We start from the raw sequence: 22,388 nt of genomic DNA, 5'->3' as shown, positions 1-22,388 counted from the left end.
CTGCTTACTGACCAGAAACCTGGGCAAGTGGAAGAGGGGTGTCGTCAATCTGCACTTTTTCGCCGGGACGGGCGTGTTGCAGGCCTTCGGTGACGATGCGGTCACCGGGCTTGAGGCCGCTGGTGACGATCCAGCGATCGTTCTGTACGGCGCCCAGTTCGACCGGTTGCTGGCCAACCCGCTGTTCAGCGTCGAGCACCAGCACTTGGGCGATGCCGGCGCTGTCACGCTGGATGGCTCGTTGCGGCACGCTGATGCCTTGCTGAATGACCGCTTGCTCCAGACGCACGCGCACGAAGCTGCCCGGCAGCAAGTCGAGGTCCGGGTTGGGGAATTCGCTGCGCAGAATGATCTGACCGGTGCCGGGGTCGACGGTGATGTCGGCGAACAGCAACTTGCCGGGCAACGGATAGAGACTGCCATCGTCCTGGATCAGTGTGGCTTTGGCCTGGTCCTGACCGACCTGCTGCAACTGGCCGGAACGGAACGCCCGGCGCAGGTCGTTGAGTTCGCGGGTCGATTGGGTGAGGTCGGCATGGATCGGGTTCAGTTGCTGAATCAACGCCAGCGGCGTGGTTTCGTTCTGCCCGACCAGTGCGCCTTCAGTCACCAGCGCGCGGCCGATGCGCCCGGAAATCGGCGCCGTGACCGTGGCGTAACCCAGGTTGAGTTTCGCCCGCTCCACGGCGGCTTTGTTCGCGGCGACGTCGGCAGCCGTTTGCCGGGCACTGGCCCGGGCGTTGTCATAATCCTGGCCGCTGATGGCATTGCCTTCGATTAACTGCGCGTAGCGCTGCTCTTGCAGGCGCGCCTGGAACGCATTGGCTTCAGCCTTGCGCAGCGCCGCTTCGGCACTGTCCAGGTCAGCCTTGAACGGCGCCGGGTCGATACGAAACAACACTTCACCTTTTTTCACATCGCTGCCTTCGCGGAACGCCCGTTGCAACACCACCCCGGCAACCCGGGCGCGGACTTCGGCAATCCTTGGCGCAGCAATCCGCCCGCTCAGTTCACTGGTGATCGACAGGGGGCTGGCTTGGATGGTTTCGATGCGAACCGTGGCCAGAGGCGCCTGTTCTTCGGCCGTCGAGGCCTTCTCACAAGCGCTCAGCGTCACCGCCAGTGCAATCAGGCTGAGCCTGGCAAGCAGATTCTTTGACATGTAATACCCCAATAATGACCCCCCGCATCCTACGGGGAGGCGGCGAGGGTAGCGGTGAAGCTTTGTAGGCGCTGTGTGAAATTGTGTAAGGGTTTTACTCAGGCACGGGCGAGGGCGTATATCCTTCGCAACTTGATTACGTTTGCGCCTGCCAGGCCGCCTTCGCGAGCAAGCCCGCTCCCACATTTGAAATGCATTCCCCTGTGGGAGCGGGCTTGCTCGCGAAGAGGCCGGATCAGGCACCACAGCACTTTCTGGAAACACCCATGCCCAACATCCTCCTGGTCGAAGACGACACCGCGCTCTCGGAACTGATTGCCAGTTACCTGGAACGCAACGGCTATAGCGTCAGCGTGATCAGCCGTGGTGACCATGTTCGCGAACGTGCGCGGGTCAATCCGCCGGACCTGGTGATCCTCGACCTGATGCTGCCGGGGCTCGACGGCCTGCAAGTCTGCCGCTTGCTGCGCGCCGATTCGGCGACGTTGCCGATCCTGATGCTCACCGCCCGCGACGACAGTCACGATCAGGTGCTGGGCCTGGAAATGGGCGCCGACGACTACGTCACCAAACCCTGTGAACCGCGGGTGTTGCTGGCCCGGGTGCGGACGTTGCTGCGGCGCAGCAGCCTCACCGAACCGCAGACGGCCAACGACCGCATTCTGATGGGTAATCTGTGCATCGACCTGTCCGAGCGCACCGTGACCTGGCGCGAGCAATTGGTCGAACTGTCCAGTGGTGAATACAACCTGCTGGTGGTACTCGCTCGGCATGCCGGCGAAGTGCTCAGTCGCGACCAGATTCTGCAACGCCTGCGCGGCATCGAGTTCAACGGCACCGACCGCTCGGTGGACGTGGCGATCTCCAAGCTGCGGCGCAAGTTCGACGACCACGCCGGCGAGGCGCGCAAGATCAAGACCGTGTGGGGCAAGGGTTACCTGTTCAGCCGTTCCGAGTGGGAATGCTGAGTCGATGTTCAGAATCCTGTTTCGCCTGTACCTGGTGACTATCGTTTCGTACAGCGCGGCGATCTATCTGGTGCCTGACGTGGTGATCAAGGTCTTCCAGGAGCGCTTTGTCACCTACAACCTCGATTATTCGCGCGGGTTGCAAACCCTCATCGTCAAACAGTTTCACGCCGTGCCCCCGGAACAGTGGCCGGCCTTGGCCGCGGAGATGGACAAGGAATTCCAGCCGCTGCACATCGTCCTGACCGGTAACGACGATGCCGATTTCACCCCTGATGAGCGCAAACGTCTGCAGCGTGGCGAGAACGTCGTGCGCATTGGCGACTGGGGCTGGCGCACCCTGGCGGTGGCGCCGCTGAACGAGCGGACGGTGGTGGAGATGGTCGTACCGCCGGACCCGATGGACGTCAGCCTGTTGTACTGGAGCATCAACGTGCTGATCGGCGCGACCATGCTCGCCTGCCTGTTGCTGTGGCTGCGCCCGCACTGGCGCGACCTGGAACGCCTCAAAGGTACGGCTGAACGTTTCGGCAAGGGCCACTTGAGCGAGCGCACACAGATTTCCAAAAGCTCCAACATCGGTAGCCTGGCCAACGTCTTTGACACCATGGCTGGCGATATCGAGAACCTGCTCAACCAGCAGCGCGACCTGCTCAATGCCGTCTCTCACGAATTGCGCACGCCCCTGACACGACTGGATTTCGGTCTGGCGCTGGCACTGTCCGACGATTTGCCAGCCGCCAGCCGCGAGCGTCTGCAAGGTCTGGTCGCACACATTCGCGAGCTCGACGAGTTGGTACTGGAACTGTTGTCCTACAGCCGCCTGCAAAACCCGGCGCGGTTGCCGGAGCGGGTCGAGGTGTCGCTGGATGAATTTATCGACAGCATCCTTGGCAGCGTCGACGAAGAACTGGAATCCCCGGACATCGTTATCGATGTGCTGCTGCACGGACAACTTGAACGCTTCGCGCTCGACCCAAGGCTGACTGCCCGCGCTATTCAGAACCTGCTGCGCAATGCGATGCGCTACTGCGAAAAACGCATTCAGATTGGTGTGCGGGTGTGTGCCAAGGGGGCTGAAATCTGGGTGGACGACGATGGGATCGGTATTCCAGATGAGGAGCGTGAGCGGATATTTGAACCTTTCTATCGACTGGATCGCAGTCGGGACCGGGCCACGGGAGGCTTCGGTCTGGGGTTGGCCATCAGCCGTCGGGCGCTGGAGGCTCAGGGCGGTACGCTCACCGTTGAAGCGTCGCCGTTGGGTGGGGCACGGTTCCGGTTGTGGTTGCCCACCTCAACCTGACGCACTCTGTGTAGCAGCTGTCGAGCCTGCGAGGCTGCGTTCGAGCCGGGGTCGCGCTCGACCGCAGCACTCGTAAAACCAGAAAACCGGTTTTTTCAGGGAAACAGCGTCCACCGGACTTGCGAGGACTGCGGTCGAGCGCGACCCCGGCTCGAACGCAGCCTCGCAGGCTCGGCAGCTGCTACAGAGACTTAACCCGGCACTTCCTCCGCTGAAATCAACCCAACCCCAGCCACCTGCATCCGCTCGATCGCCGCGGCCAGTGATCCGTCCAGATCAATCGCCCGACACGCATCCATCACCACAAACGCGTTAAACCCTGCCGCCCGCGCATCCAGTGCAGAGAACATCACACAGAAATCGAGTGCCAGCCCAACCAGATAAACCGTGCCGATACCGCGTTCTTTCAAGTACCCGGCCAAACCTGTTGTGGTTCTTCGATCCGCCTCCAGAAACGCCGAGTAACTATCGATGTCCGGGTTGCAGCCCTTGCGGATGATCAGTTGGGCGTGGGGCAGGTCCAGATCCTTGTGCAACTCGGCACCGGGCGTGGCCCGCACGCAATGGTCCGGCCAGAGCGTCTGCTCGCCATAAGGCAGTTGAATCACGTCGTAAGGCGCGCGGCCGGGGTGGCTGGAGGCGAAGGAAGCGTGTCCGGCCGGGTGCCAGTCCTGGGCGATGATGACTTGGGTGAACCGGGCGCCGAGGCGACTGATCAGCGGGACGATCAGGTCACCTTCGGGTACCGGCAACTGGCCGCCGGGGATGAAGTCGTTCTGTACGTCGATGACCAGCAAGGCTGTGCGTGAAGAAATAGGCATGGGTGGGTTTTCCTCCTTGGAAATGAGACACCCAGCATAGTGACAAAACGGATCACGCGCTAAGCCGGCCTCTCAACAATTTCGCCATGTCCTCCAGATCCGCCACCGGGTTATGCCCGATCAGCATCCAGGCATGTTGCATGTCAGCCCAATAGACAATGTTCATCCCGTGCCGGCGCTCCTGGGCGAAATGCCGGCTGCCGCTGTTGGAGCGGGTGACGCACAGCGCTAGGGGACCGTGCGCCGGGTCCAGGTAGGTGATTTGGGCAATGGCGACGCCGTCGTACTCGAGGATTTGCGCGCGCTTGAACTCGGAGCGTGGCAGGGCCAATTGTGCCGGCACAAGATTCAGGCCCAGACGCGCATCAATGGTCCGTAGTTGCGCTCGCTGAGCGGCTTCGTCAGTGGGCAAGTGGTCCAGGGTTTGCGGCACGTAAAGCGACATGTACTCGGCCACCAGCCCGCGCCAGTTATTCTTTTGCTGGCTCAACTGCCAGCCGAGGAACAGCCGATCCGCCACCACGCCACTCACCACCAGCCCGGCGGCCGCCGCGAGAAACCAGCGTCGATTCATGGTCGGGCGTTCAGGTGAAGGCAGGGTGTCGAGCATCGATTGCAAGCGGTCCACGGGCGCCTGGCGGCCCAACTCGTCGTAGGCCTCCTTGAACGGCAGGCTGCTGCGGGCCAGCCATTGCAGGCGCAGGTTGAGCGTTGGGTCTTCAAGGATGGCCGCGTCGATGCGGGTGCGCTGTTCGCTGTCGAGCTGGTTGTCGAGGTAGGCCACCAGTTGCTCATCCGTGGGTACCGTCGGGCGTGCGTGATCGTTCATCGACGTTCTCCAGTGGAAGGGTTCGGCACGGCGTGCAAGGGCGGGTACTCGGCCAGTTTCGCGCGTGCAGCGGCCAGGCGACTCATGACGGTGCCGATGGGCACGTCCAGCACCTCGGCCACTTCGCGGTAGGACAAACCTTCGACATAGGCGAGAAACATCGTTTCCCGCTGGGTTTCGGGCAAGGCATCCACACGCCTGATCACCTGAGCCGCGAGGACATGGGTTTGTGCCGCGTATTCACCGTCGAACGACAAAGCGTTGTCGGCATCCACCAGCCCCTGTCCATGACGCACTCTTCGGGAGCGAACTTCGTTGAGCCAGATCGAGTGCAGAATGCTCAGCAACCAGCGGTCCATGCGGCTGCCCGGGACAAACTGCCCGGCACGCTCGAGTGCCCGCACGCAGGTGGCCTGCACGAGGTCTTCGGCGACATGCCGTTGCCGGGACAACAGCAGGCCGTAGCGCCATAAACGCGCCAGGTGCTGGCCCAGTTCTGCCCGTATTGCCTGATCGCTGGCGATGGCGACCTCCGTCTGCTCGGTGTGTCAGGTTTTCGATGAGTCGTTGATGGCTTCGGCCAGGTCCTGGTATTCCTCGCAGGTGGTGCTGCCGCAGATGGTTTTGATCTGCTGCAACTGTTCCTGAGCGAGGTCCAGCTGACCTTTGACCACATACGCTTCGCCGAGGTATTCGCGAACTTGCGCGTAGTGCGGGTCAAGTTTGACCGATTGCAGGTAATAACCGATGCCTTCGTCGGTGCGCCCCAGTTTACGCGTGGCGTAGCCGCGATAGTTCAAGGCCTTGGCGGTGTTTGGCTGTTTGAGGGTGTCGAGCAGGGCCAGGGCTTCTTCGTAGCGACCGTCCTTGGCCAGCCGATAAGCGTAATCGGTGCGGTCGGCGTCCGGTACCAGGCTGCTGGTTTGCTTGAGGCATCGCTGCTGCTTGCTGTCCCAGACCTGGCCTTTTGGGCAGTTGGGTTTGGCCGGTTCTTCGTCATCGCCGTTGGCGAATGCAAGCGAGCTGGAAAACGCGACGGCGAGCAACAGCGGGGCGGTGAAAACAGCAAAACGGATAGTCATGGGCAATTCTCATGGTCGGTGAGAGATGAACACCACAGGGTGAACAATTATTCATTTCTTTCTGGCGGTCTGTGCAAGGAAAGCTCAAATCGAGGCGCAATGCTCGACAGCATTCGTTGTCGATCTGGAGTACTGCAAGCTGGGGCTGGTGTGGAATCAGCGTGATTCCCGGGTGATCTGGGTGCCGAAACTGGATGCGATCGTCAATGCGCTGGAGGGCGATACGCCGCGCTATTACACCGGGGCCTGGCGACAGGCGTTTCCGCATGTGGCGTTCGGACCGCTGGCAGAACAGCGTTTCAGCCATGGGCATACAGGCTTGCCTGAGGACGTGATTTTCAACCGCGTGCGCTCCACCAGTTTTGTTGCGGCATTGCCGGCGGTGGAGCGGGCGAGGGTTGATGAGCAGTTGAGAGCGCTGATTGCCGCCGAGCCCGAACTCCGAGGAAAAGACGTGGTGACGGTGCCCTATGAGACGGCGGCGTTTGTGGCGGTGAAGGGCGGTTAGATCGGTGGTGAGGCCATTCGCGAGCAAGCCCGCTCCCACATTGATTTTGTGAACGACACAGATCAAATGTGGGAGCGGGCTTGCTCCGGGCGGCGTTCCGACGAAGAACGATGACTCGGTATCAACTCAGTACGCGAATCGGTTCTCCCGCAGACCAGGCCTGAATGTCCTCAATCATCTGCGAGAAAAACTGGTGGTAGTTCTGCTGGCTGACATACCCGACATGGGGCGTGGCCAGCACATTGTCCAGGGTTCTGAACGGATGATGAGCGGGCAAGGGTTCCTGCTCGAAGACGTCCAGTGCAGCACCGGCCAGTCGCCGTTTCTGCAACGCCTTGATCAACGCGGCCTCATCGACAATCGGACCACGGGCAGTGTTGACCAGCAGCGCCGTCGGCTTCATCCAGTCCAGTGCCTGGGCGTCCACCAAGCCACGGCTACGATCGCTGAGCACCAGATGGACCGACAGCACATCGGCCTGTTCGAACAGTTCCTGCTTGCTGACGTAGGTCACGCCGACTTCGGCTGCGCGTTCAGCGGTCAGGTTCTCGCTCCAGGCAATCACCCGCATGCCGAACACCTGACCGAACTGGGCAACGCGAGTGCCAATGCTGCCCAGACCGAGGATCGCCAGGGTCTTGCCGTGCAGGTCGCCACCCAGGCTTTGCTGCCATAAACCGGCGCGAAGGGCGTTGGCTTCGACCACCAGGTTGCGGGTCGCCGCCATGATCAGCGCCCAGGTCAGTTCCGGCGCGGCGTGCTTGTAACTGTCGGTGCCACAGACCTGAATACCCAGCGCGGCGGCGGCTTTCAGGTCCAGGGCGGCGTTACGCATGCTGCCGGTGACCAGCAGCTTGAGTTTCGGCAAGCGCCGCAGCAGGTCCTCATCGAACCGGGTGCGCTCGCGCATCACGCAGATCACCTCGAACTCGCCCAACCGTGCCGTCAGGGTGTCGTTGTCGGCAGGGTAGTCATGGAGGAAGCTTACTTCACCGATGTCGTCCAGCACCGACCAGTCCACCACGTCACGGGCCACGTCCTGCCAGTCATCAATCACCGCAATCTGCACAGCCATCAGCCTTACCTCATCAATGAACGGGGTTGGTATTTTTCAGCCAGGCGAGCAGCGCCTGGTGAAATTGCGCCGGTTCTTCCATTTGCGGCGCGTGGCCCATGCCGTGGAATTCAACCAGCGTCGATTGGGGAATCAGTTTCGCCACCTGCTTGCCGAGCACGTCGTAGTGACCGATTTTCGCCTTGACCTCGGGCGGTGCGATGTCGCTGCCGATGGCCGTGGTGTCGGATGTACCGATCAGCAGCAGGGTCGGCACCTTCTGGTCCTTGAACTCGTAGTACACCGGTTGGGTGAAGATCATGTCGTAGATCAGCGCCGAATTCCACGCCACCTGCGTATGCCCCGGTCCTTTGTTCAGCCCGGCGAGCATGTCTACCCAACGATCGAATTCCGGCTTCCAGCGGCCGCCGTAATAGGTGTTGCGTTCATAGGTGCGGATACCGTCGGCCGTGAGTTTGAGCTCGCGTTCGTACCATTGATCAACCGTGCGATAGGGAACGCCGAGGGCTTTCCAGTCTTCCAGGCCGATGGGGTTGACCAGTGCCAGTTGTTCGACTTGATCGGGGTATTGCAGCGCATAGCGAGTGGCGAGCATGCCACCGGTGGAATGCCCGAGAACACTGGCCTTTTGAATGCCGAGGGCCTTGAGCAATTGCTGGGTGTTGGTCGCCAGTTGCTGGAAGCTGTACTGATAATGGTCGGGTTTGCTGGAGGTGCAGAAACCGATCTGGTCCGGGGCGATGACCCGGTAACCGGCCTCACTCAGGGCCTTGATCGAGCTGTCCCAGGTGGCACCGCAGAAGTTCTTGCCGTGCATCAGCACCACGCTGCGTCCATTGGCCTTGCCGTGGGCGGCGATATCCATGTAACCCATTTGCAGGGATTTGCCCTGGGACTCAAAGGCGAAATGCTTGACCGTGTAGGGGTACTCGAAACCTTGCAGCTCCGGGCCATATTCCGGACCTTCGGCGTGGGCGATGACAGGCAATGCAGCGGTCAGCAGCAGGCCGGGCAGCCAGCGGGAGTGGGTGTGGGACATGGGTGAACTCCATTGGAAATCGGCCGATGCTGGATAGGCACGATTAGGGCGACATTAAACACAGGCAATCGCCGTGGATAATCGTTCAACCCATCCAGCCCACTATGGCCATGGCCAACACACCATAACGGGCGCCTTTGGCAAGGGTCACGATCAGCAGGAATCGCCCCAGCGGCTCGCGCATCACGCCGGCCACCAAGGTCAGCGGATCGCCGATAACGGGCACCCAACTCAGCAGCAACGACCAATGACCGTAACGCTGATAATGGACCCGGGCTTTTTCCAGATGGCGCGGGCTGACCGGAAACCAGCGCCGATCACGAAACCGCTCGATACCGCGCCCCAGCCACCAGTTCACCAGCGACCCCAGAACATTGCCCAACGTCGCCACGGCGAGCAGCGACCAAAGCCAATACTTGCCGCTGAGCAACAGCCCCACCAGCAGCGCTTCGGACTGCAAGGGCAGCAAGGTTGCTGCACCGAATGCGGCGAAGAACAGCCCGATGTACGCACCGAACATCAATGGGCGGGGTAGTCCGCCACCACCACGTCAGTGCCGTCTTTTTTCAGACCGATCACTTGATACGCATCGCTCATGCCGTCCATTTCCATGCCGGGTGAACCCATGGGCATGCCGGGGGCGGCAACGCCCAACAGATCGTCGCGCTTGCTCAAGGCCAGCACTTGGTCGGCGGGGACATGGCCTTCGACGAATTTGCCGTTGATCAAGCCGGTATGGCACGACGCCAGACGCGGAGGCACGCCGTGCTGTTGCTTGAAATCACTCATGTTGGCTTCGACGCGATCATCGACTTTGAAGCCGTTGGCTTCCAGATGGCTGATCCATTTTTTGCAGCAACCGCAATTGGCATCGCGGTGAACCTCGATCGGGATCAGGTCGGCGGCCTGGGCCAGGGAGGAAATGAACAGGGCGCTCAGGGCGACCAGACGCAGGTGGGTTCGCATGGGGAATCTCGTTTCGAATTGCGGCCAAAAAAATGCATTCTGACCATTTTTAGCGGACAGACATTCAAGGTGTGTTTCGAAGTAATACAAAACTGGGCAGCTTGATCATCGTAGATCAAAGCTGTCAGTCAGATGAGGCGCACATTACAAGATTGTCAGGTTGGCCGCTGAGTGCCGGGGACAGCACTCAAGGGATCGCCGCGAGGTGACGGACTGTGTGCAGTGAAAAGTGTCGTTATGGATACAAACTAACTAACCAACAGGTTAGTAGTACATATTTAGTGTCTGTACCACTTTCTAATTTAATGTATAGGCCAATGAAACAGGGCACTTGCCCGTTTGTATCGTAAATGTATGAGAATTGTAAAAAGTCGGAAATAATTGTTGGTGTGGCTAGTGGCCAGGCTGATACTCGCGCGCTCTAAACCAGACTAAACAAGGAACTTTTTATGGTCGCCTCACACGGACGTCTGCATCAGGTAGCGCAGTCGGGAGTTCGGTCATGACTATCGGCTATACCGGGGCCTGGACTTCCAAGGCAGGTTTGCTGGTCAAGGACACAGGCGCCGGAAAGCCTGTGACGCACAGCGCCAGGGTCAAGCAAATGCTGGCATTGGTGGGAAGCGATCCCAGCGCGCTGAACACGAAGTTGATGGATGAGCAGAAACTGCACAGAAACATCAAAGGCTTCGACCCGGAAAACGTCACCCCCAAACAACTGGGTAATCTCAGTGCCTTCTTGAAAGCCAAAGGCCTGATTTCTGATATTACGTCGATGACGCTAATCAACGCCGGTGACAAGTTTGACCGGTTCGGCGTACAGAAAGACCCGGAGGCGAAATTCAACGCACTAGAGTATTTCGCCACCCAGCTGGACACCATCCAGAACAACAGTATCAAGGGTGACAAGTACGCCACGGGCCTGATCCCGGAATACAAGAAGGCGATCTACGTACTGCAGAATTTACAAGCTTACGGCAAGGGTAATGGCACATCTGTGCCGACCGACAAGGGCGTCAGCTCCAAGGCGTGACGCCCGATTGTCCTGGCCCACTCAACCTGTCGAATGGGCCAGGCGTCGGGCGACATGGTAATACGGGGTCTGGACCAGACCATACCCCGCCTCACAAGCGGCCAGGTAACCATCGGCGCTGTTGACCGAGACTTGCTTGGGTAGATTTATGGCCTGAACCTGATCATTGACCATGAATTCCAGCCCATAACGCTTGCCATTGCTGCTGGAGAAGTACTCCACCATCTGATGGCCTTCAAGGTCAGCCAGACACTGAGGCGTTCCGAATCGCTTCAAGTAGTCGGGGCTGGCACACGTGACCTGGTCCAGCATGGCCATCGGCCGCGCCACCAGTGAATCGTCCAGCGACGCGCCGCCCCGCAGCACGCAATCGACGCCTTCGCGAATCAGGTCGACAGGCCGGTCATTCAAGCCGATTTCCAGCTCGATCAAGGGATACCGGGCAGTAAATTGCGGTAATGCCGGGATCACCATCAAGCGTCCCACCCCCGCCGGCATGTCTACTCGCAATAGCCCCTTGGGGTTGTTGCGCGCAGCGCTGAACACCGCTTCGGTTTCCTCCAGGTCCGCCAGCAACCGTGTGGCCGCGCTGGATGTGAAGCTCAGCGGCGACGACTTGCAAGCGCTGGAAGCGATACGGTGCCGACACCGGGGATGCCGCTGACGGCGCTCTACCCGCCACACCGCCAGTTGTCCCGGCGGGTGAGGGTGTTTGTCGACTGGCTGGTGGAGCTTTGCGCGCAGCCGGGCAATGACTTTTATCGAAAAGACTCACGCGGCTGAGCGGGCTCTGTTCAGCGCTTCGGCGCTACTCTGCGTGTTGGCGTTTTGCTGTAAATCGTCATGCAAGCGTTGCATGTGCGGGCAGTGAAGGTTGAGGTGTCGAGACTGCGCCCCTCGATGAAACAGTGCGAACCACCCATTGGTGTTTGATGTAGGCATCAGCCCGGTAAAGGTGAAGCCAAGGGCCGCCAAATTGCGCGAGTCCTGGGCAAAGTGCTGTGACAGTTCGAGTTTGGCCGAGATCAGCCAGTGCCTGGGCAATTGCCGGATCTGGTCAAGCAGACGTTTGGTCAAACGCTGAATGACCATGTCGAATCTTTGATGGTGTTGCTTGAGTTGCAAGGGCAGAGAAGACAACGGCGTCGTGTCCGGATGAGTCCCGAATACGGAACACACGTGCTGCATAAACCCCCGGCAGCTGTCAGGCCATGGGATGTCGGGGAGTGGACGCGTATGTCCTTCGACGACGTAACAACCCATCACGATGGTTTCCGGCAGCGGCTCAGCGAAGGGCGAAGGGACGTAGTCAGGAAGCAAACCCGTGCTGTGGAAGCCGATGTTTGCTGCCATGCGTTGCGTGTAGGGATGATGTGTCACTTGTTTGATCGAGACGCTCTTGAACCCCATGGGACCGGACCGCGACAGCAACTCCCGTCCCAGACGGGTCGCGATACTCTGCCCCTGCGCGGCGGGATGTACCACACTGAGGGCCAGCTCTGTGGTGTCTGCAGGTGTGTCATGGCACAACGCGGCATGCCCTAGAACGCGTACGTCGTCCACCGCAAGCATCGACCTCCAGCGCCCCTCGGCATTGTGCTGATTGATCATATTTGGCAAGTAAACATCCGGCTGAACGTAATGATCGCCATAGACCTCGCGAAACAACTGGCTCACGGCACGTGCGTCGGATGGCCGATAGGGCCGAAAAATCAAATGCGACATCATGCGGGCTCCGGCGACGGTGCGTCATACACGCGCAAGTCCAGGACTCGCAGTTGTTTGCCGGAGCGTGGGTGAAGCTTCAGGGCTGTGACATCGCAGGACAGCACTCGCAGCTCCAACAGGCCCTCGCGGCTCAGTTCCTCGATGGCGCGATAGTGTTCAACCAGCGCCTCGTACAACTCTCGGCACACCGGTACGATGGCCATTGATAGCGCTGAGGGAACCCACTTCACACTCAAAATATCTTTGTATCCGTCATGTTCGATCAGCAATTGCCATTGGTCGTTGTGGGCAATGCGTTGGACGATCTGCTGGATGTCATCGATCAGCAGCGACAGCACCCCGATTCGCACTCGCTGGCTGTGCACGCTACGTCCCTTGAGGGCGAATTTGCGCTTTGGGGTTGAGCCGGGTTCGCGCCAGCACGCGCGGTCGCCCACCGGATAACGCAGCAGTGGCATGAGCCGGCGAGAAAGATTGGTTACCACCAATAATCCGGTGCGATCGCATTCTTCGATGACTTCACCGGTGAGTTCATCGACGATCTCCAGCACGGTATGTGGTTCAAACACCCGATGCTCGCCCAAGGCGCAGTCGCGACCGCTGGCCCCGATAAGGCCGGCGTCTACGCTGGCATAGCCAATTGAAGCGATGCGCACGTTGGGGAACACGTCGGTGAGGATTGCCACCTGCGGGGCAAACAGGCTTTCGCCGCCATACAGCAACGTATCAACCCCGCACAGCACTCGCCGATGCTGGTTCAGGTAGGCAGCGAGTCGCAGCAGCTGTGCCGGTACGCCGACGAGCACGTTGATCCGATGCTGATCAATCGCATCGGCCAGTACGTCCAGCTCGACGTGCCCGGTAAATGGAAACTCGCAGATCGATCGCCTGACGTGCGCCAGTGAGTCGTGGATGAACAGAAAACTAGCGTAAAGATCACCGGAAAAAAACAGATTGGCGACACGGTCGCCGTCGTTCAGCTGAGAGGAGAAACTTTCTCCGAACGTACTGACCAGTTCTTGCCATTCGTTATAGGTATAAACCGTCAGTTTGCCCTGGCTGGTCGATCCGCCGGCTTTAAACACTAGCGCATCATCGACCTTTCCGGTCAGGACCGGCCAATGACTCAAGTCATGGCTGTCAGCCCAATAGTCCGCCACATTGGTCAGCGGTAGATCTTGTAACGTAATGCCCTGCGGCGGTAAGTGTTCCAGTTGCTGGCGGTAGAAGTTTGACTGTTGCCGTATATAAGGCAGCAGTTGTTCGAGCGAATAAGTTGATTTCACTGGATTCTCTTTTTTATATCAGGCGTCTAGACGGTTAAAAAACAAGTGTGGCTGGTGGTATTTTTATTTTCTTTTATCAATAACCAAGGGTGTTTTGCCGCTGTGTTTGTTTCGAGTGAATGCTTGCTCTGTGCACACTTGAACTTCGACAGTTAACAGGTTGGCGTTTACGGCATTTGCCAGCGCTTCATGGCTCAGCAATGCGTTGCGAACCTGGTTGATGTCTGCATCCGTTAGAACGTTGAGTCGCTCGACGCCATCAGAGGTGTGGTCCAGAACAATCTGAATGGGCGCGCCGACGCTATCCTGCAGAGCCGACGGCGAAATGAACTCCGTGCCCATTCGCACCAGTTTGCCGTGGCGCTGGAGCAGTTCGAATCGGGGTGAATCCAGCCCGCACTTACAGGCTCCGGGGATCCAGCGACCGGTGTCGCCCACGTCATATCGGCGCACGGTTTGGCCTTGCCGTGCTCGTGAAGTAAACAGCAGGCGACCGATCTCATTAGCCTGAACCGGTTCATCCTGTTCGATCTGCACAATTTCCAGATACTGGGTGTCGCACATCAAGTGAAACACCCCGTTCGCGGTGGCTGCGCACGCATGCCCCAAGGGGCCGGCATCGACGGAACCATAGATCGCCGAGCGGATCATCGAGACCCCGCAGCTTTCCATCAGGCTCAGGCTGGTTTGGCCCGGATGCTCGCCGCCGAGGAATACTTTGCCAATACCTGCGTACGTGCGGAGTCGGGCCTGCTCGTTGAAGAACAGACGATGCAAGGTGCTCGGCATGCCAATCAGCACGGTGACATGCTGGTCAACGATCAGTTGGGCGATCTCACTGAAGTCATCGTCCTGGGGCGCGCCCATGGGGAAATGTGTGACGCCCATCTGTTCCAGTATTTTGGTAAAACTGAGGAAGCCTCCGTACAGGCTGCCGCCGTAAAACAGGTTCATGACCCGGTCCTGTGAAGGATCGAGCCCGGCGGCGAACAGGCCGTCTGCCGCTGCGCGCATCTGCCGTTGAAAGTCGCGATAGCTGAAACCGGCGAGGGCCGGAGTGCCGCTGCTTCCTCCTGAGCGAAAATACAATTGTGCCGCAGTGCCAATCGGCTGGGTTGTGAAAGCGTTTTTGTCCATGATCGGTGCATGCGCGATGTCGGGGGCGGGCGGGATCGGGTCGAGCGTTGCCCGGCCTGGCAAAACAGCCGGCGACAGACTCACCGAGAGGCGGCGACTCAGACGCGTCAACGCGTAGACACCATCATGGGGCTCACCGACATAGCCGTCATGAATCCCCGCGCAAGGCGCAATACGGGTGACCCCAGCGTTGACCAGCGTTCGCACAAGTCCTGGCGTTTCTGTCGCAGAGCAAATCAGTGCGCAGCTTTGCAGGACAGTGCGCCAGGGCAACAGCGTCTCGGTGATCAAGTGTTGCGGTACGGGTTTAAGTAGCACCGTACGAAACAACGGAGAAGGCGCGAGCGTCTGATGGTGTTCCCAGATGATCCGCCATCCGTGCCCGGCCCAGACTTGGCCGCTCTGGTTCGCAAAACAGTAATCCAGTTGCGCCATGCCCGTGCGGGTGGTGATCTCGCAAGCCTCCTGATCCGTGGGCAACAGCGCCGGCCAGTGCGACGCGCGACGTTTGAAGGCATCGCTCAAACGCTCGCCCAGGTCCAGCAGGATGGCCGGGTCGTTGCTGTCCACCAGCACCCATTGCGGACTGGAACACGCTTGCTGATCAAGACTGCACACCTCATCTACCAACGCATCCAGCGCCGAAGGGCTGGCCGCGTCAGGCGACAGATAAGCGAAACTGATCCTGTGCCCCCAATCGATCCAGCGACATCCGGTGGGGATCTGCTGACGAATTGCCTTGAGCGCCTTTTCACCGCCCCAGGCTGACACGCCATCGGCCTGAGCGCAGAGTTCGGCTATCCGGGAAGTGCCCACGGGCAGCACTGCGACGAATTCGGCAAGCCTGCCACTGGTGTCGCACTTCACAAAGGCAGCCAGCAATTGCGCAGTCAAACCCGCATCGCTGGCGCTGGGGCGTAACCAGTTAATGTTACCGGCCAGCAGGCTTTCGAGAACCGCGCAGAATGCGAGCATCGGCGCATTGCCCGGCGTCACATGTACCACCAGCCCCAAGGGGTGCCAGCTTTCAAAGTGCGGCTGTTGGTAGTCGATACGTCTCAGCGAACGGGGTTGCGCACCCAGTTCTCGCTCAAGCTTCGTGCTCAGGTTGCTGCGCTGGCAGAACTCGATCAGCCCCTGACATTGATCGTCGTCCAGAGGCAGGTTAAGGCTGCGGGTCTGTAACTGCCTGGCGAAACGTACCGCGGCCTCGATGACGGTCTCGCTGTCGATCGGTGCAGAAAGCAACCTGGGTAATTGTTTTCGAAGGCAGTCGAGGGCGCTTTCCGGGGTAGCGTCATCACGCAGTTGGCCATTGATGAGGTACATATCAAGTCCCTCCGAGCAGGTCTGAGGCCGCCATGGCGCAGCTGCGACTGGCGGTGGTGCCAGCACGTCCGTGCAGCTCGAACCAATCGGTCGTCAGACCGCATCCGCAGCTTGCGCCTGGGTGTAATGTCGCCAGATCGCCCATGACCACAGCGTGCGCAGGGCTTGACGAAATGTACGGGGAGACGAATTCCAGCAAGCCGCGCTGGCCGTATGGCTGGACCGTGAAATCGGATGGGTTGCGTACGAAAACCTTCGAGTAAATGGGGGCATGAAAATGATGGCGGGCACATTGGATATAGGGCACGGCATGCTCGACGGCGCCATAGCCATCCCGACAGCGGGACAGGTCGATACCCAGTTGCCGGTTGATTCGGGCATACAGCTCAAGCAGGGGAATCTCCTGCGCTGCCTGGGTTTTCCAGCCGCCTCCCAAAAACACCAATGACTGTGCGGGTAGCTCGAGATTCGGTGCGCAGGTGTTTTCCATGTGCTGTAGCGCATGGGAAAGGAACGCAGGAAATCCGAGAATCCGCACGGGTAAGCCCTCGTCGGCAAACTCCTGCAAGGCGCGAACAACACCAAACAGGTCGAACTGATGACCGTTACCCGTCAGGCGCAATCCGTAGACGACCCGATTGACGGGTGCATAGCCGCAAAGAAACTGGTCGGTGTACGCAGTGCCCAAGGTGATGGCCGCCTCGGGCTCGTAGCTCAGGAGCAAATAATTGCAGGGGCTGTCCGGCGTATCCCAGCCGTAGTGCCGGAAAATGTGGCTCACCATGCCTTGGGCCGCCGCCATGCTGCGAGGGTCATAGCGCATGCGACTCTTCTGGCCGCTGGTGCCAGATGATGTCAGCTCCAGCGCGCCTTCGCCGGTGGGGCCGAACAACAAGTGACGTTTGAAATAGTTGGCGAAAATCGGTGGCAACCTGGACCAGTCATCCAGTGTCTCCAGGTCTTGGGCATCGAGCCCGTTGGCGTTTAGCCAGCGTTCGTAGCCAGGCGTGTGGTGACAATGAAACAGGCTGATTTCCCCTATCGCCTGGTCGAACAGGCCGTCGGGCACTGAATCCAGGCAATAGGGTTGCGTTAACGCGCAGAGCGCATCGGTGTGGGGTAAATGGATCATCAAAAGACCTACGTTGTGGTGTCAGACGGCAAGCGCGATGTGAGAACGCCGCAGAAACAGCCGCAGAGGAAGCAGGCAAAGAAGCCCTGCAATACCAACCATCAGGGCAAAGGATTCGTGGCTATTACCGGCGCCGGCTACAGCGATAATCGAGCCGCCACCGCCCATGACGGCGATCGACATCATGCCGATCATGGCCGAGACCAGACCTTTGCTATCGTCGCTTGCGAACAGTGCAAGCCGGTACAACGCGGCATTGCTCATGCCAAGGCCAACGGCGTAAAGCGCCAGGCAACTGATCAGCACGGCTGTCGACGCGCCGTAGAAGCTGACGGCAACTAGCGCGATGAGCCCGCCGCAAAACGGCCAAAGCGCGTATCGAATCAATTGTGGCAATTCAGTGTTGGCAATCAGTCGGTTGAGGATCAGATTGCCGAGAATGACCGCCGCAAACACCGGGATTTGCCACAGGCCGTAGTGCAGCGTTGAAAGCCCCTGGTTGTGGATCAGCAAGAGCGGCGCCAACCCGATCCAGGCAATCAACGGCAGGCTCATCACGCCCAGCGCGACAGCGGCGCACAGGAATTGCGGGTTAGTCAGCAACGCGACATAGCGGCGCACGGTGCCGCGCCATTCAAAACGCACGGGTTCCAGTCGCTGACCGTCGTGGCGCAAGGTGCCCACGGTTTCCGGCATGAACAGGTAAAGCCCGAGCCAGACCATCACGCCGCCAATACCCAGCAGTAAAAACAATTCCCGCCAGGACAGCCATTCCAGTAGCAGACTGCCGAGCAACGGCCCCAGAAGCGGGGAGAGCAGCGCAACGTTCCCCAGCAACGCCATGATTTTGACCGCGTCGGCTTCGCAGAAAACTTCTTGCAGGGCCGGGTAGCTGACCGCGATGACAAACCCCAACCCCATGCCCTGAATCAGTCGCAAGCCGTTGAACGCATAAATGCTTTGCACGTAGAACGCGGCGGCACAGGCCAGGGCGAATACCGCGCAACCGATGAGCAATATCCGGCGGCGGCCGAAGTGATCAGACAGCGGGCCAATCAGCCATTGCAGAAGCATGCCGCCGGCCAGATAAAGATTGAAGGCGTAGGGGACATGATCGGGACTGGCATCCAGTTGTTCAGTGACGGTCAACATGGCTGGCATAATCATGTCGCTGGCCATATAGGTCAGCAGTTCGAAAAAAGTTAATGCAAGGCAAAAGCCAAACAAATGGTGGGGGCTGATATTGATTAAAGGCTTGTGCATGGCATCCCTGTTCTTGCTCGAAGTTTAATAACGGGGTTGTTGCGACGCACCGAGACTAATCATTGAATATGAATAGCTCCAATGAACTATTGAGACTCAAGGTTTCAATTGTTTTCGATATGTTTCGATATTCGATGGGTAGGGAGAGGTGAATATGCACGTACGAAAAATGCCCGCGACAGGGCGGGCATTTATTTAGCAGTTATCGGATGGGGTATTTAGCTTACAAGTGAAGGTTCAATTATTCACGTTATCGATGCTGGTAATAACCCGGCCCGCCACGGTCGTAATGGTGGCCGCCGTGCCAGCCGCCGTGGGGGAAAACGATGCAGCCGCTCAGTGTCAGGAGAACGAGCAGGGGAATCAGCAGTGTGATTCGACGGAACATTTCTAAATCCTCATGGTTATCGCCACTATGAAGCCAAATCTCTTCATCGGCTGTAACATGAGACCCCGTTTGTAGCGTCCCATCCCCGGAGAAAGGTAGGGGCTTGGCATGCGCTCTGATACAAATCGGATACATATTTCAGGTTCAGGAACTCGCAATGACTCAGTCGCAACGTTTGAAATACTCGATTCTGATCTCCCTCGTGGTGTTGGGGATCATGTTCGGCCTTTCGTATCTGCAAAACGCAGGCGTCATCAGCGAGAAGCTGTTTCAGTACATCGCCATCGGCGTGGCGGTGATCGTGGTGGTGATCAATGGCGTGATGCGTCGCAAGGTCAAACCCTGAACGACGCACCTTGAGCGGATCACTCGCGTTGGAGCATGGCTGCAGCGTGCGGATGCAGGCTGTAGCTTTTGTCCGGATTGAGCGTGATCACGCCTTCGCTGCACAAGCGTTTCAATACTTCCCGCACACTGAGAAAGGACAGGGGAATATCCAGGTCCAGCAAGTGGCTGTGCACGCCGCGCACGCCAAGGCTACGGTCGCTTTCGGCGGCGGTCAGCAAGGCGTCGATGACTTTGAGGCGGATCAGACTGGTTCGCAGACCAAAGCTCTTGAGCAGCAGTCTGATCCGCTCGTTGCCATTGCGCTCACTTCGTTGACTGAAAACACCGGAGCCCATGGCAGAGCCCTTTGGCGCATTGCTACCGTCCGTTGGCAGTTGCGAGTTGTACATGCAAAAACTCCTTTTTCGAGCCGGCCAGGAAATGTGATGGGTGCTCTCAATCAATAAGACGTATGAGCAGGGCAAATAATGAAGCCTCGAATGTAGAAATTTTGTCGCCATCACGTCAGCGGCCTGTGAGATGCCCGTGAAACGCGCCTTTCGCGGCCTAAATTTTTGTCATTTGTTTCGTTTCTAGGGGAAGGCGCAGTGCGTGTATGACGCAGGGTGTTTGTCTTTTCGATCAGGAGCGAGCGTGATTATTTCCAGGCAGTTAACCCGGTTGAGCCTTGCAGGCGTGTTGGTAGGCTTAAGTCTTGCGGCAAACTCCCGCAGTCAGCCAGAGCAGGCGAGCGCCGACATTCGCCGGACCAGTTTCGGTGTGCCGCATATCCGTGCCGACAACGAGCGCGGGCTCGGTTATGGCATTGGTTACGCCTACGCTCAGGACAACCTGTGCCTGCTGGCCAATGAGATCACTACCGTGAACGGCGAACGTTCACGCTATTTCGGCCCGGATCAGTTCACCGTTGAAGAGCGCGAAAACCTGGTCAGCGATCTGTTTTTCAATTGGCTGAACACGCCACAGGCCGTCGAGGGTTTCTGGCAGGCGCAAACCCCGCAAGTGCGCGATCTCATCGAAGGGTATGTGGCGGGCTATAACCGTTTGCTGACCGAGCGTCGGGCGCAGGGTTTGCCGCAGCAGTGTCAGGGCGACTGGGTGCGCGAGATAGCCGCCCAGGATCTGGTCAAGTTGACGCGGCGTCTGCTGGTCGAAGGCGGAGTAGGGCAGTTTGCCGAAGCCTTGGCCGGTGCGACGCCACCCAAGGCCGTTACTCATATGGCAGGCGACCCCGTGTCGTTCCAGGTGGCTGCCTCGCGCATGCAGCGTTTTGCCCTGGATCGCGGCAGCAATGCCGTGGCAGTCGGCAGTGAACGCTCTTTCAACGGCCGGGGAATGTTGCTGGCCAATCCGCATTTCCCTTGGGTAGGCGGGATGCGTTTCTATCAAATGCACCTGACCATTCCCGGCAAACTGGACGTGATGGGCGCGGCGCTGCCGGGGCTGCCGATGATCAACATCGGTTTCAACCAGCACTTGGCGTGGACCCACACCGTGGACTCGTCCAAGCATTTCACCTTGTATCGCCTGCAACTCGATCCCAAGGACTCAACCCGTTATCTGCTTGACGGCAAGTCATTGCCCATGAAGAAACAGACCCTGACCGTGAACGTGAAACAACCGGATGGCCAGACCAGGCCGATTTCTCATGTGGTCTACAGTTCGCAGTTCGGCCCGATCGTGCAATGGCCCGGAAAACTCGACTGGGACAACCAGTTCGCCTACAGCCTGCGCGACGCCAATCTGGACAACGACCGGGTCTTGCAGCAGTGGTATGCAATGAACCGCGCGGTCAGCCTCAAAGAGTTGCAGGCCTCGGTGCACAAGATCCAGGGGATCCCGTGGGTCAACACCCTGGCGACGGATGATCAGGGGCAGACGCTGTACATGAACCTCTCGGTCGTGCCGAACGTCAGTGCCGACAAACTGGCCACGTGCAGTGATCCGCGGGCCGGGTTGCAGATGATCGTCCTCGACGGTTCCAATAGTGCTTGTGCCTGGGACATCGACCCGCAGGCTGCGCAAAAAGGCATTTTTGCGGCAGACAAGTTGCCGCAGCTGTTGCGCAAGGATTTTGTGCAGCACTCCAACGATTCGGCCTGGATGGCCAACCCGGCGCAACCGCTCACCGGTTTTTCGCCACTGATCAGCCAGGACGGCCAGCCATTGGGGCTGCGCTCACGTTTTGCACTGGATCGCCTGAATAGGTTGAACAAGGCCGGACCAATAGCAGCGGCGGATCTGCAACGCATGGTGATGGACGACCAGGTGTATCTGGCGGCTCAAGTGATACCGGATCTTCTGCAGTTCTGTGCGGCGGCACTGGGTTCCGATGCGCCCGCGCTCACGCCGCTGTGTGCCAGCCTCAAGGCTTGGGATCGCAGTGCGAATCTGGACAGTGGTTTGGGGTTTGTGCATTTCCAGAATGTCATGGAGTCGCTACAGCAAACGCCTGATCTCTGGCGTGTGGCGTTCGATCCGAAAGACCCGCAACACACCCCGAGTGGCCTGGCGCTCGATCGCCCGGACGTCGCAAAGGCGGTTCGCGAGGCGATGCTGGCGTCGGTCGCGCAGGTGAACAAGATGGGGCTCAAGGCCGATAGCCGCTGGGGTGATATCCAGGTGGTCAGCAGTGGCAGCCAGCAGACGCCGATTCACGGTGGACCTGGCACTCTGGGGGTTTACAACGCCATTCAGAGCGTGCCGAGAACCGACGGTAAACTCGAAGTCGTCAGCGGTACCAGCTATTTGCAGGTGGTGACTTTCGATGACAAGGGACCGCAGGCCCAGGGCCTGCTGGCGTTCTCGCTATCCAGTGATCCGGCCTCCCAGTACTCCAGAGACCAGACCGTGGCATTTTCCAGGAAACAGTTGAGTGTGTTGCCGTTCACCGAGCAGCAGATCACGTCCGATCCGCAGTACCAGGTTCAGACAATCCACGAGCAGGATGCAAAAACCGGGAAGGTGGCCGCACAGTAACGCTGAGAA

Annotated in this window: 21 protein-coding genes and 3 pseudogenes; 7 read left to right on the top strand and 17 right to left on the bottom strand. The window is 59.1% G+C overall.

Annotated elements, in window-relative coordinates; all coding sequences use genetic code 11:
• Positions 1–4: 4 nt before the first annotated feature.
• Positions 5–1,405, bottom strand: a complete 1,401-nt coding sequence (locus CKW16_RS20030) for an efflux RND transporter periplasmic adaptor subunit (RefSeq protein WP_371918043.1) — start codon at positions 1,403–1,405, stop codon at positions 5–7.
• A 23-nt stretch (positions 1,406–1,428) separates the two neighbouring features.
• On the opposite strand from CKW16_RS20030, the gene CKW16_RS20025 reads away from it, so the two are divergent.
• Together CKW16_RS20025 and CKW16_RS20020 are read left to right on the top strand one after the other, a co-directional pair.
• Positions 1,429–2,130: a response regulator transcription factor gene (locus tag CKW16_RS20025; protein ID WP_008155184.1), complete on the top strand. Its 702-nt coding sequence runs from the start codon at positions 1,429–1,431 to the stop codon at positions 2,128–2,130.
• A gap of 4 nt (positions 2,131–2,134) precedes the next feature.
• The gene (locus CKW16_RS20020; RefSeq protein ID WP_095130019.1) at positions 2,135–3,436 is read left to right on the top strand and encodes an ATP-binding protein; all 1,302 of its coding nucleotides are present in this window, start codon (positions 2,135–2,137) and stop codon (positions 3,434–3,436) included.
• Between the two features lie 191 nt (positions 3,437–3,627).
• On the opposite strand, the gene pncA is transcribed toward CKW16_RS20020, so the two are convergent.
• The 4 genes from pncA to CKW16_RS20000 are packed head-to-tail and all read right to left on the bottom strand — an operon-like array spanning position 3,628 to position 6,168.
• Complete coding sequence (pncA, locus tag CKW16_RS20015) at positions 3,628–4,257, bottom strand: bifunctional nicotinamidase/pyrazinamidase (protein ID WP_095130017.1); 630 nt, start codon at positions 4,255–4,257, stop codon at positions 3,628–3,630.
• A gap of 52 nt (positions 4,258–4,309) precedes the next feature.
• A complete protein-coding gene (locus CKW16_RS20010) occupies positions 4,310–5,086 on the bottom strand; it encodes an anti-sigma factor (RefSeq protein WP_095130015.1) in 777 nt (258 codons plus the stop codon).
• Positions 5,083–5,580: a sigma-70 family RNA polymerase sigma factor gene (locus CKW16_RS20005; protein ID WP_218244104.1), complete on the bottom strand. Its 498-nt coding sequence runs from the start codon at positions 5,578–5,580 to the stop codon at positions 5,083–5,085. The genes CKW16_RS20010 and CKW16_RS20005 overlap by 4 nt, the downstream gene beginning before the upstream one ends.
• Before the next feature lie 54 nt (positions 5,581–5,634).
• Entirely contained in the window at positions 5,635–6,168 is a 534-nt protein-coding gene (locus CKW16_RS20000; RefSeq protein ID WP_095130011.1) for a tetratricopeptide repeat protein, read from the bottom strand.
• 136 nt (positions 6,169–6,304) lie between these two features.
• Between CKW16_RS20000 and CKW16_RS19995 the strand changes: the two are divergent.
• Positions 6,305–6,676, top strand: a pseudogene (locus tag CKW16_RS19995) (SAM-dependent methyltransferase); the annotation flags it as partial.
• 121 nt (positions 6,677–6,797) lie between these two features.
• On the opposite strand, the gene CKW16_RS19990 reads toward CKW16_RS19995, so the two are convergent.
• The 4 genes from CKW16_RS19990 to CKW16_RS19975 form a co-directional block, all read right to left on the bottom strand.
• Positions 6,798–7,751 carry a D-2-hydroxyacid dehydrogenase family protein gene (locus tag CKW16_RS19990; protein WP_095130009.1) on the bottom strand — a complete coding sequence of 318 codons (954 nt, stop codon included), beginning with the start codon at positions 7,749–7,751 and terminating at the stop codon, positions 6,798–6,800.
• A gap of 13 nt (positions 7,752–7,764) precedes the next feature.
• Positions 7,765–8,790: an alpha/beta fold hydrolase gene (locus CKW16_RS19985; protein WP_095130007.1), complete on the bottom strand. Its 1,026-nt coding sequence runs from the start codon at positions 8,788–8,790 to the stop codon at positions 7,765–7,767.
• Positions 8,791–8,875: 85 nt separating this feature from the next.
• Positions 8,876–9,310: a YqaA family protein gene (locus CKW16_RS19980; protein ID WP_095130005.1), complete on the bottom strand. Its 435-nt coding sequence runs from the start codon at positions 9,308–9,310 to the stop codon at positions 8,876–8,878.
• A complete protein-coding gene (locus CKW16_RS19975; protein ID WP_095130003.1) occupies positions 9,310–9,756 on the bottom strand; it encodes a DUF411 domain-containing protein in 447 nt (148 codons plus the stop codon). Before CKW16_RS19975 ends, CKW16_RS19980 begins: the two co-directional genes overlap by 1 nt.
• A 502-nt stretch (positions 9,757–10,258) precedes the next feature.
• Between CKW16_RS19975 and CKW16_RS19970 the strand changes: the two genes are divergently transcribed.
• On the top strand, positions 10,259–10,789 hold the full coding sequence (locus CKW16_RS19970; RefSeq protein ID WP_095130002.1) for a hypothetical protein: 531 nt from the start codon (positions 10,259–10,261) through the stop codon (positions 10,787–10,789).
• 39 nt (positions 10,790–10,828) lie between these two features.
• On the opposite strand, the pseudogene CKW16_RS19965 reads toward CKW16_RS19970, so the two are convergent.
• A pseudogene (locus tag CKW16_RS19965) lies at positions 10,829–11,368 on the bottom strand (LysR substrate-binding domain-containing protein); the annotation flags it as partial.
• Between the two features lie 60 nt (positions 11,369–11,428).
• Here CKW16_RS19965 and CKW16_RS32645 point away from each other — a divergent pair.
• Positions 11,429–11,572: pseudogene (locus CKW16_RS32645) on the top strand (LysR family transcriptional regulator); the annotation flags it as partial.
• On the opposite strand, the gene CKW16_RS19955 reads toward CKW16_RS32645, so the two are convergent.
• From CKW16_RS19955 to CKW16_RS32345, 6 genes are all read right to left on the bottom strand, one after another.
• Positions 11,561–12,514 carry a GNAT family N-acetyltransferase gene (locus tag CKW16_RS19955; RefSeq protein WP_095130065.1) on the bottom strand — a complete coding sequence of 318 codons (954 nt, stop codon included), beginning with the start codon at positions 12,512–12,514 and terminating at the stop codon, positions 11,561–11,563. The pseudogene CKW16_RS32645 and the gene CKW16_RS19955 sit on opposite strands and share 12 nt — an antisense overlap.
• Positions 12,514–13,803 carry an AMP-binding protein gene (locus CKW16_RS19950; protein WP_095130000.1) on the bottom strand — a complete coding sequence of 430 codons (1,290 nt, stop codon included), beginning with the start codon at positions 13,801–13,803 and terminating at the stop codon, positions 12,514–12,516. Before CKW16_RS19950 ends, CKW16_RS19955 begins: the two co-directional genes overlap by 1 nt.
• 63 nt (positions 13,804–13,866) lie before the next feature.
• Positions 13,867–16,269, bottom strand: a complete 2,403-nt coding sequence (locus CKW16_RS19945; RefSeq protein ID WP_095129998.1) for an acyl-CoA reductase — start codon at positions 16,267–16,269, stop codon at positions 13,867–13,869.
• A 1-nt stretch (position 16,270) separates the two neighbouring features.
• Positions 16,271–17,401: an acyl-protein synthase gene (locus CKW16_RS19940; protein ID WP_095129996.1), complete on the bottom strand. Its 1,131-nt coding sequence runs from the start codon at positions 17,399–17,401 to the stop codon at positions 16,271–16,273.
• Positions 17,402–17,422: 21 nt separating this feature from the next.
• The gene (locus CKW16_RS19935) at positions 17,423–18,664 is read right to left on the bottom strand and encodes an MdfA family multidrug efflux MFS transporter (RefSeq protein WP_095129994.1); all 1,242 of its coding nucleotides are present in this window, start codon (positions 18,662–18,664) and stop codon (positions 17,423–17,425) included.
• A 250-nt stretch (positions 18,665–18,914) separates the two neighbouring features.
• A complete protein-coding gene (locus tag CKW16_RS32345) occupies positions 18,915–19,052 on the bottom strand; it encodes a hypothetical protein (protein WP_176471577.1) in 138 nt (45 codons plus the stop codon).
• Positions 19,053–19,209: 157 nt separating this feature from the next.
• Between CKW16_RS32345 and CKW16_RS19930 the strand changes: the two genes are divergently transcribed.
• Positions 19,210–19,398 carry a hypothetical protein gene (locus tag CKW16_RS19930; protein WP_008024801.1) on the top strand — a complete coding sequence of 63 codons (189 nt, stop codon included), beginning with the start codon at positions 19,210–19,212 and terminating at the stop codon, positions 19,396–19,398.
• A 19-nt stretch (positions 19,399–19,417) separates the two neighbouring features.
• On the opposite strand, the gene CKW16_RS19925 is transcribed toward CKW16_RS19930, so the two are convergent.
• The gene (locus CKW16_RS19925; RefSeq protein WP_095129992.1) at positions 19,418–19,789 is read right to left on the bottom strand and encodes a fe2+ zn2+ uptake regulation protein; all 372 of its coding nucleotides are present in this window, start codon (positions 19,787–19,789) and stop codon (positions 19,418–19,420) included.
• Between the two features lie 244 nt (positions 19,790–20,033).
• On the opposite strand from CKW16_RS19925, the gene CKW16_RS19920 reads away from it, so the two are divergent.
• Positions 20,034–22,379: an acylase gene (locus tag CKW16_RS19920; protein ID WP_095129990.1), complete on the top strand. Its 2,346-nt coding sequence runs from the start codon at positions 20,034–20,036 to the stop codon at positions 22,377–22,379.
• Positions 22,380–22,388: the final 9 nt, after the last annotated feature.

It is taken from the genome of Pseudomonas sp. Irchel s3h14 (genome assembly GCF_900187425.1).
GTDB lineage: Bacteria > Pseudomonadota > Gammaproteobacteria > Pseudomonadales > Pseudomonadaceae > Aquipseudomonas.
This window is presented reverse-complemented; position numbering and strand designations above follow the sequence as displayed.

Bases quoted from the DNA above. Each gene is read 5' to 3' on its own strand.
- CKW16_RS20025 (WP_008155184.1), top strand. From the start codon at position 1,429: ATGCCCAACATCCTCCTGGTCGAAGACGACACCGCGCTCTCGGAACTG.
- CKW16_RS20020 (WP_095130019.1), top strand. From the start codon at position 2,135: ATGTTCAGAATCCTGTTTCGCCTGTACCTGGTGACTATCGTTTCGTAC.
- pncA (WP_095130017.1), bottom strand. From the start codon at position 4,257: ATGCCTATTTCTTCACGCACAGCCTTGCTGGTCATCGACGTACAGAAC.
- CKW16_RS20010 (WP_095130015.1), bottom strand. From the start codon at position 5,086: ATGAACGATCACGCACGCCCGACGGTACCCACGGATGAGCAACTGGTG.
- CKW16_RS20000 (WP_095130011.1), bottom strand. From the start codon at position 6,168: ATGACTATCCGTTTTGCTGTTTTCACCGCCCCGCTGTTGCTCGCCGTC.
- CKW16_RS19990 (WP_095130009.1), bottom strand. From the start codon at position 7,751: ATGGCTGTGCAGATTGCGGTGATTGATGACTGGCAGGACGTGGCCCGT.
- CKW16_RS19985 (WP_095130007.1), bottom strand. From the start codon at position 8,790: ATGTCCCACACCCACTCCCGCTGGCTGCCCGGCCTGCTGCTGACCGCT.
- CKW16_RS19980 (WP_095130005.1), bottom strand. From the start codon at position 9,310: ATGTTCGGTGCGTACATCGGGCTGTTCTTCGCCGCATTCGGTGCAGCA.
- CKW16_RS19975 (WP_095130003.1), bottom strand. From the start codon at position 9,756: ATGCGAACCCACCTGCGTCTGGTCGCCCTGAGCGCCCTGTTCATTTCC.
- CKW16_RS19970 (WP_095130002.1), top strand. From the start codon at position 10,259: ATGACTATCGGCTATACCGGGGCCTGGACTTCCAAGGCAGGTTTGCTG.
- CKW16_RS19955 (WP_095130065.1), bottom strand. From the start codon at position 12,514: ATGTCGCATTTGATTTTTCGGCCCTATCGGCCATCCGACGCACGTGCC.
- CKW16_RS19945 (WP_095129998.1), bottom strand. From the start codon at position 16,269: ATGTACCTCATCAATGGCCAACTGCGTGATGACGCTACCCCGGAAAGC.
- CKW16_RS19940 (WP_095129996.1), bottom strand. From the start codon at position 17,401: ATGATCCATTTACCCCACACCGATGCGCTCTGCGCGTTAACGCAACCC.
- CKW16_RS19935 (WP_095129994.1), bottom strand. From the start codon at position 18,664: ATGCACAAGCCTTTAATCAATATCAGCCCCCACCATTTGTTTGGCTTT.
- CKW16_RS32345 (WP_176471577.1), bottom strand. From the start codon at position 19,052: ATGTTCCGTCGAATCACACTGCTGATTCCCCTGCTCGTTCTCCTGACA.
- CKW16_RS19930 (WP_008024801.1), top strand. From the start codon at position 19,210: ATGACTCAGTCGCAACGTTTGAAATACTCGATTCTGATCTCCCTCGTG.
- CKW16_RS19925 (WP_095129992.1), bottom strand. From the start codon at position 19,789: ATGTACAACTCGCAACTGCCAACGGACGGTAGCAATGCGCCAAAGGGC.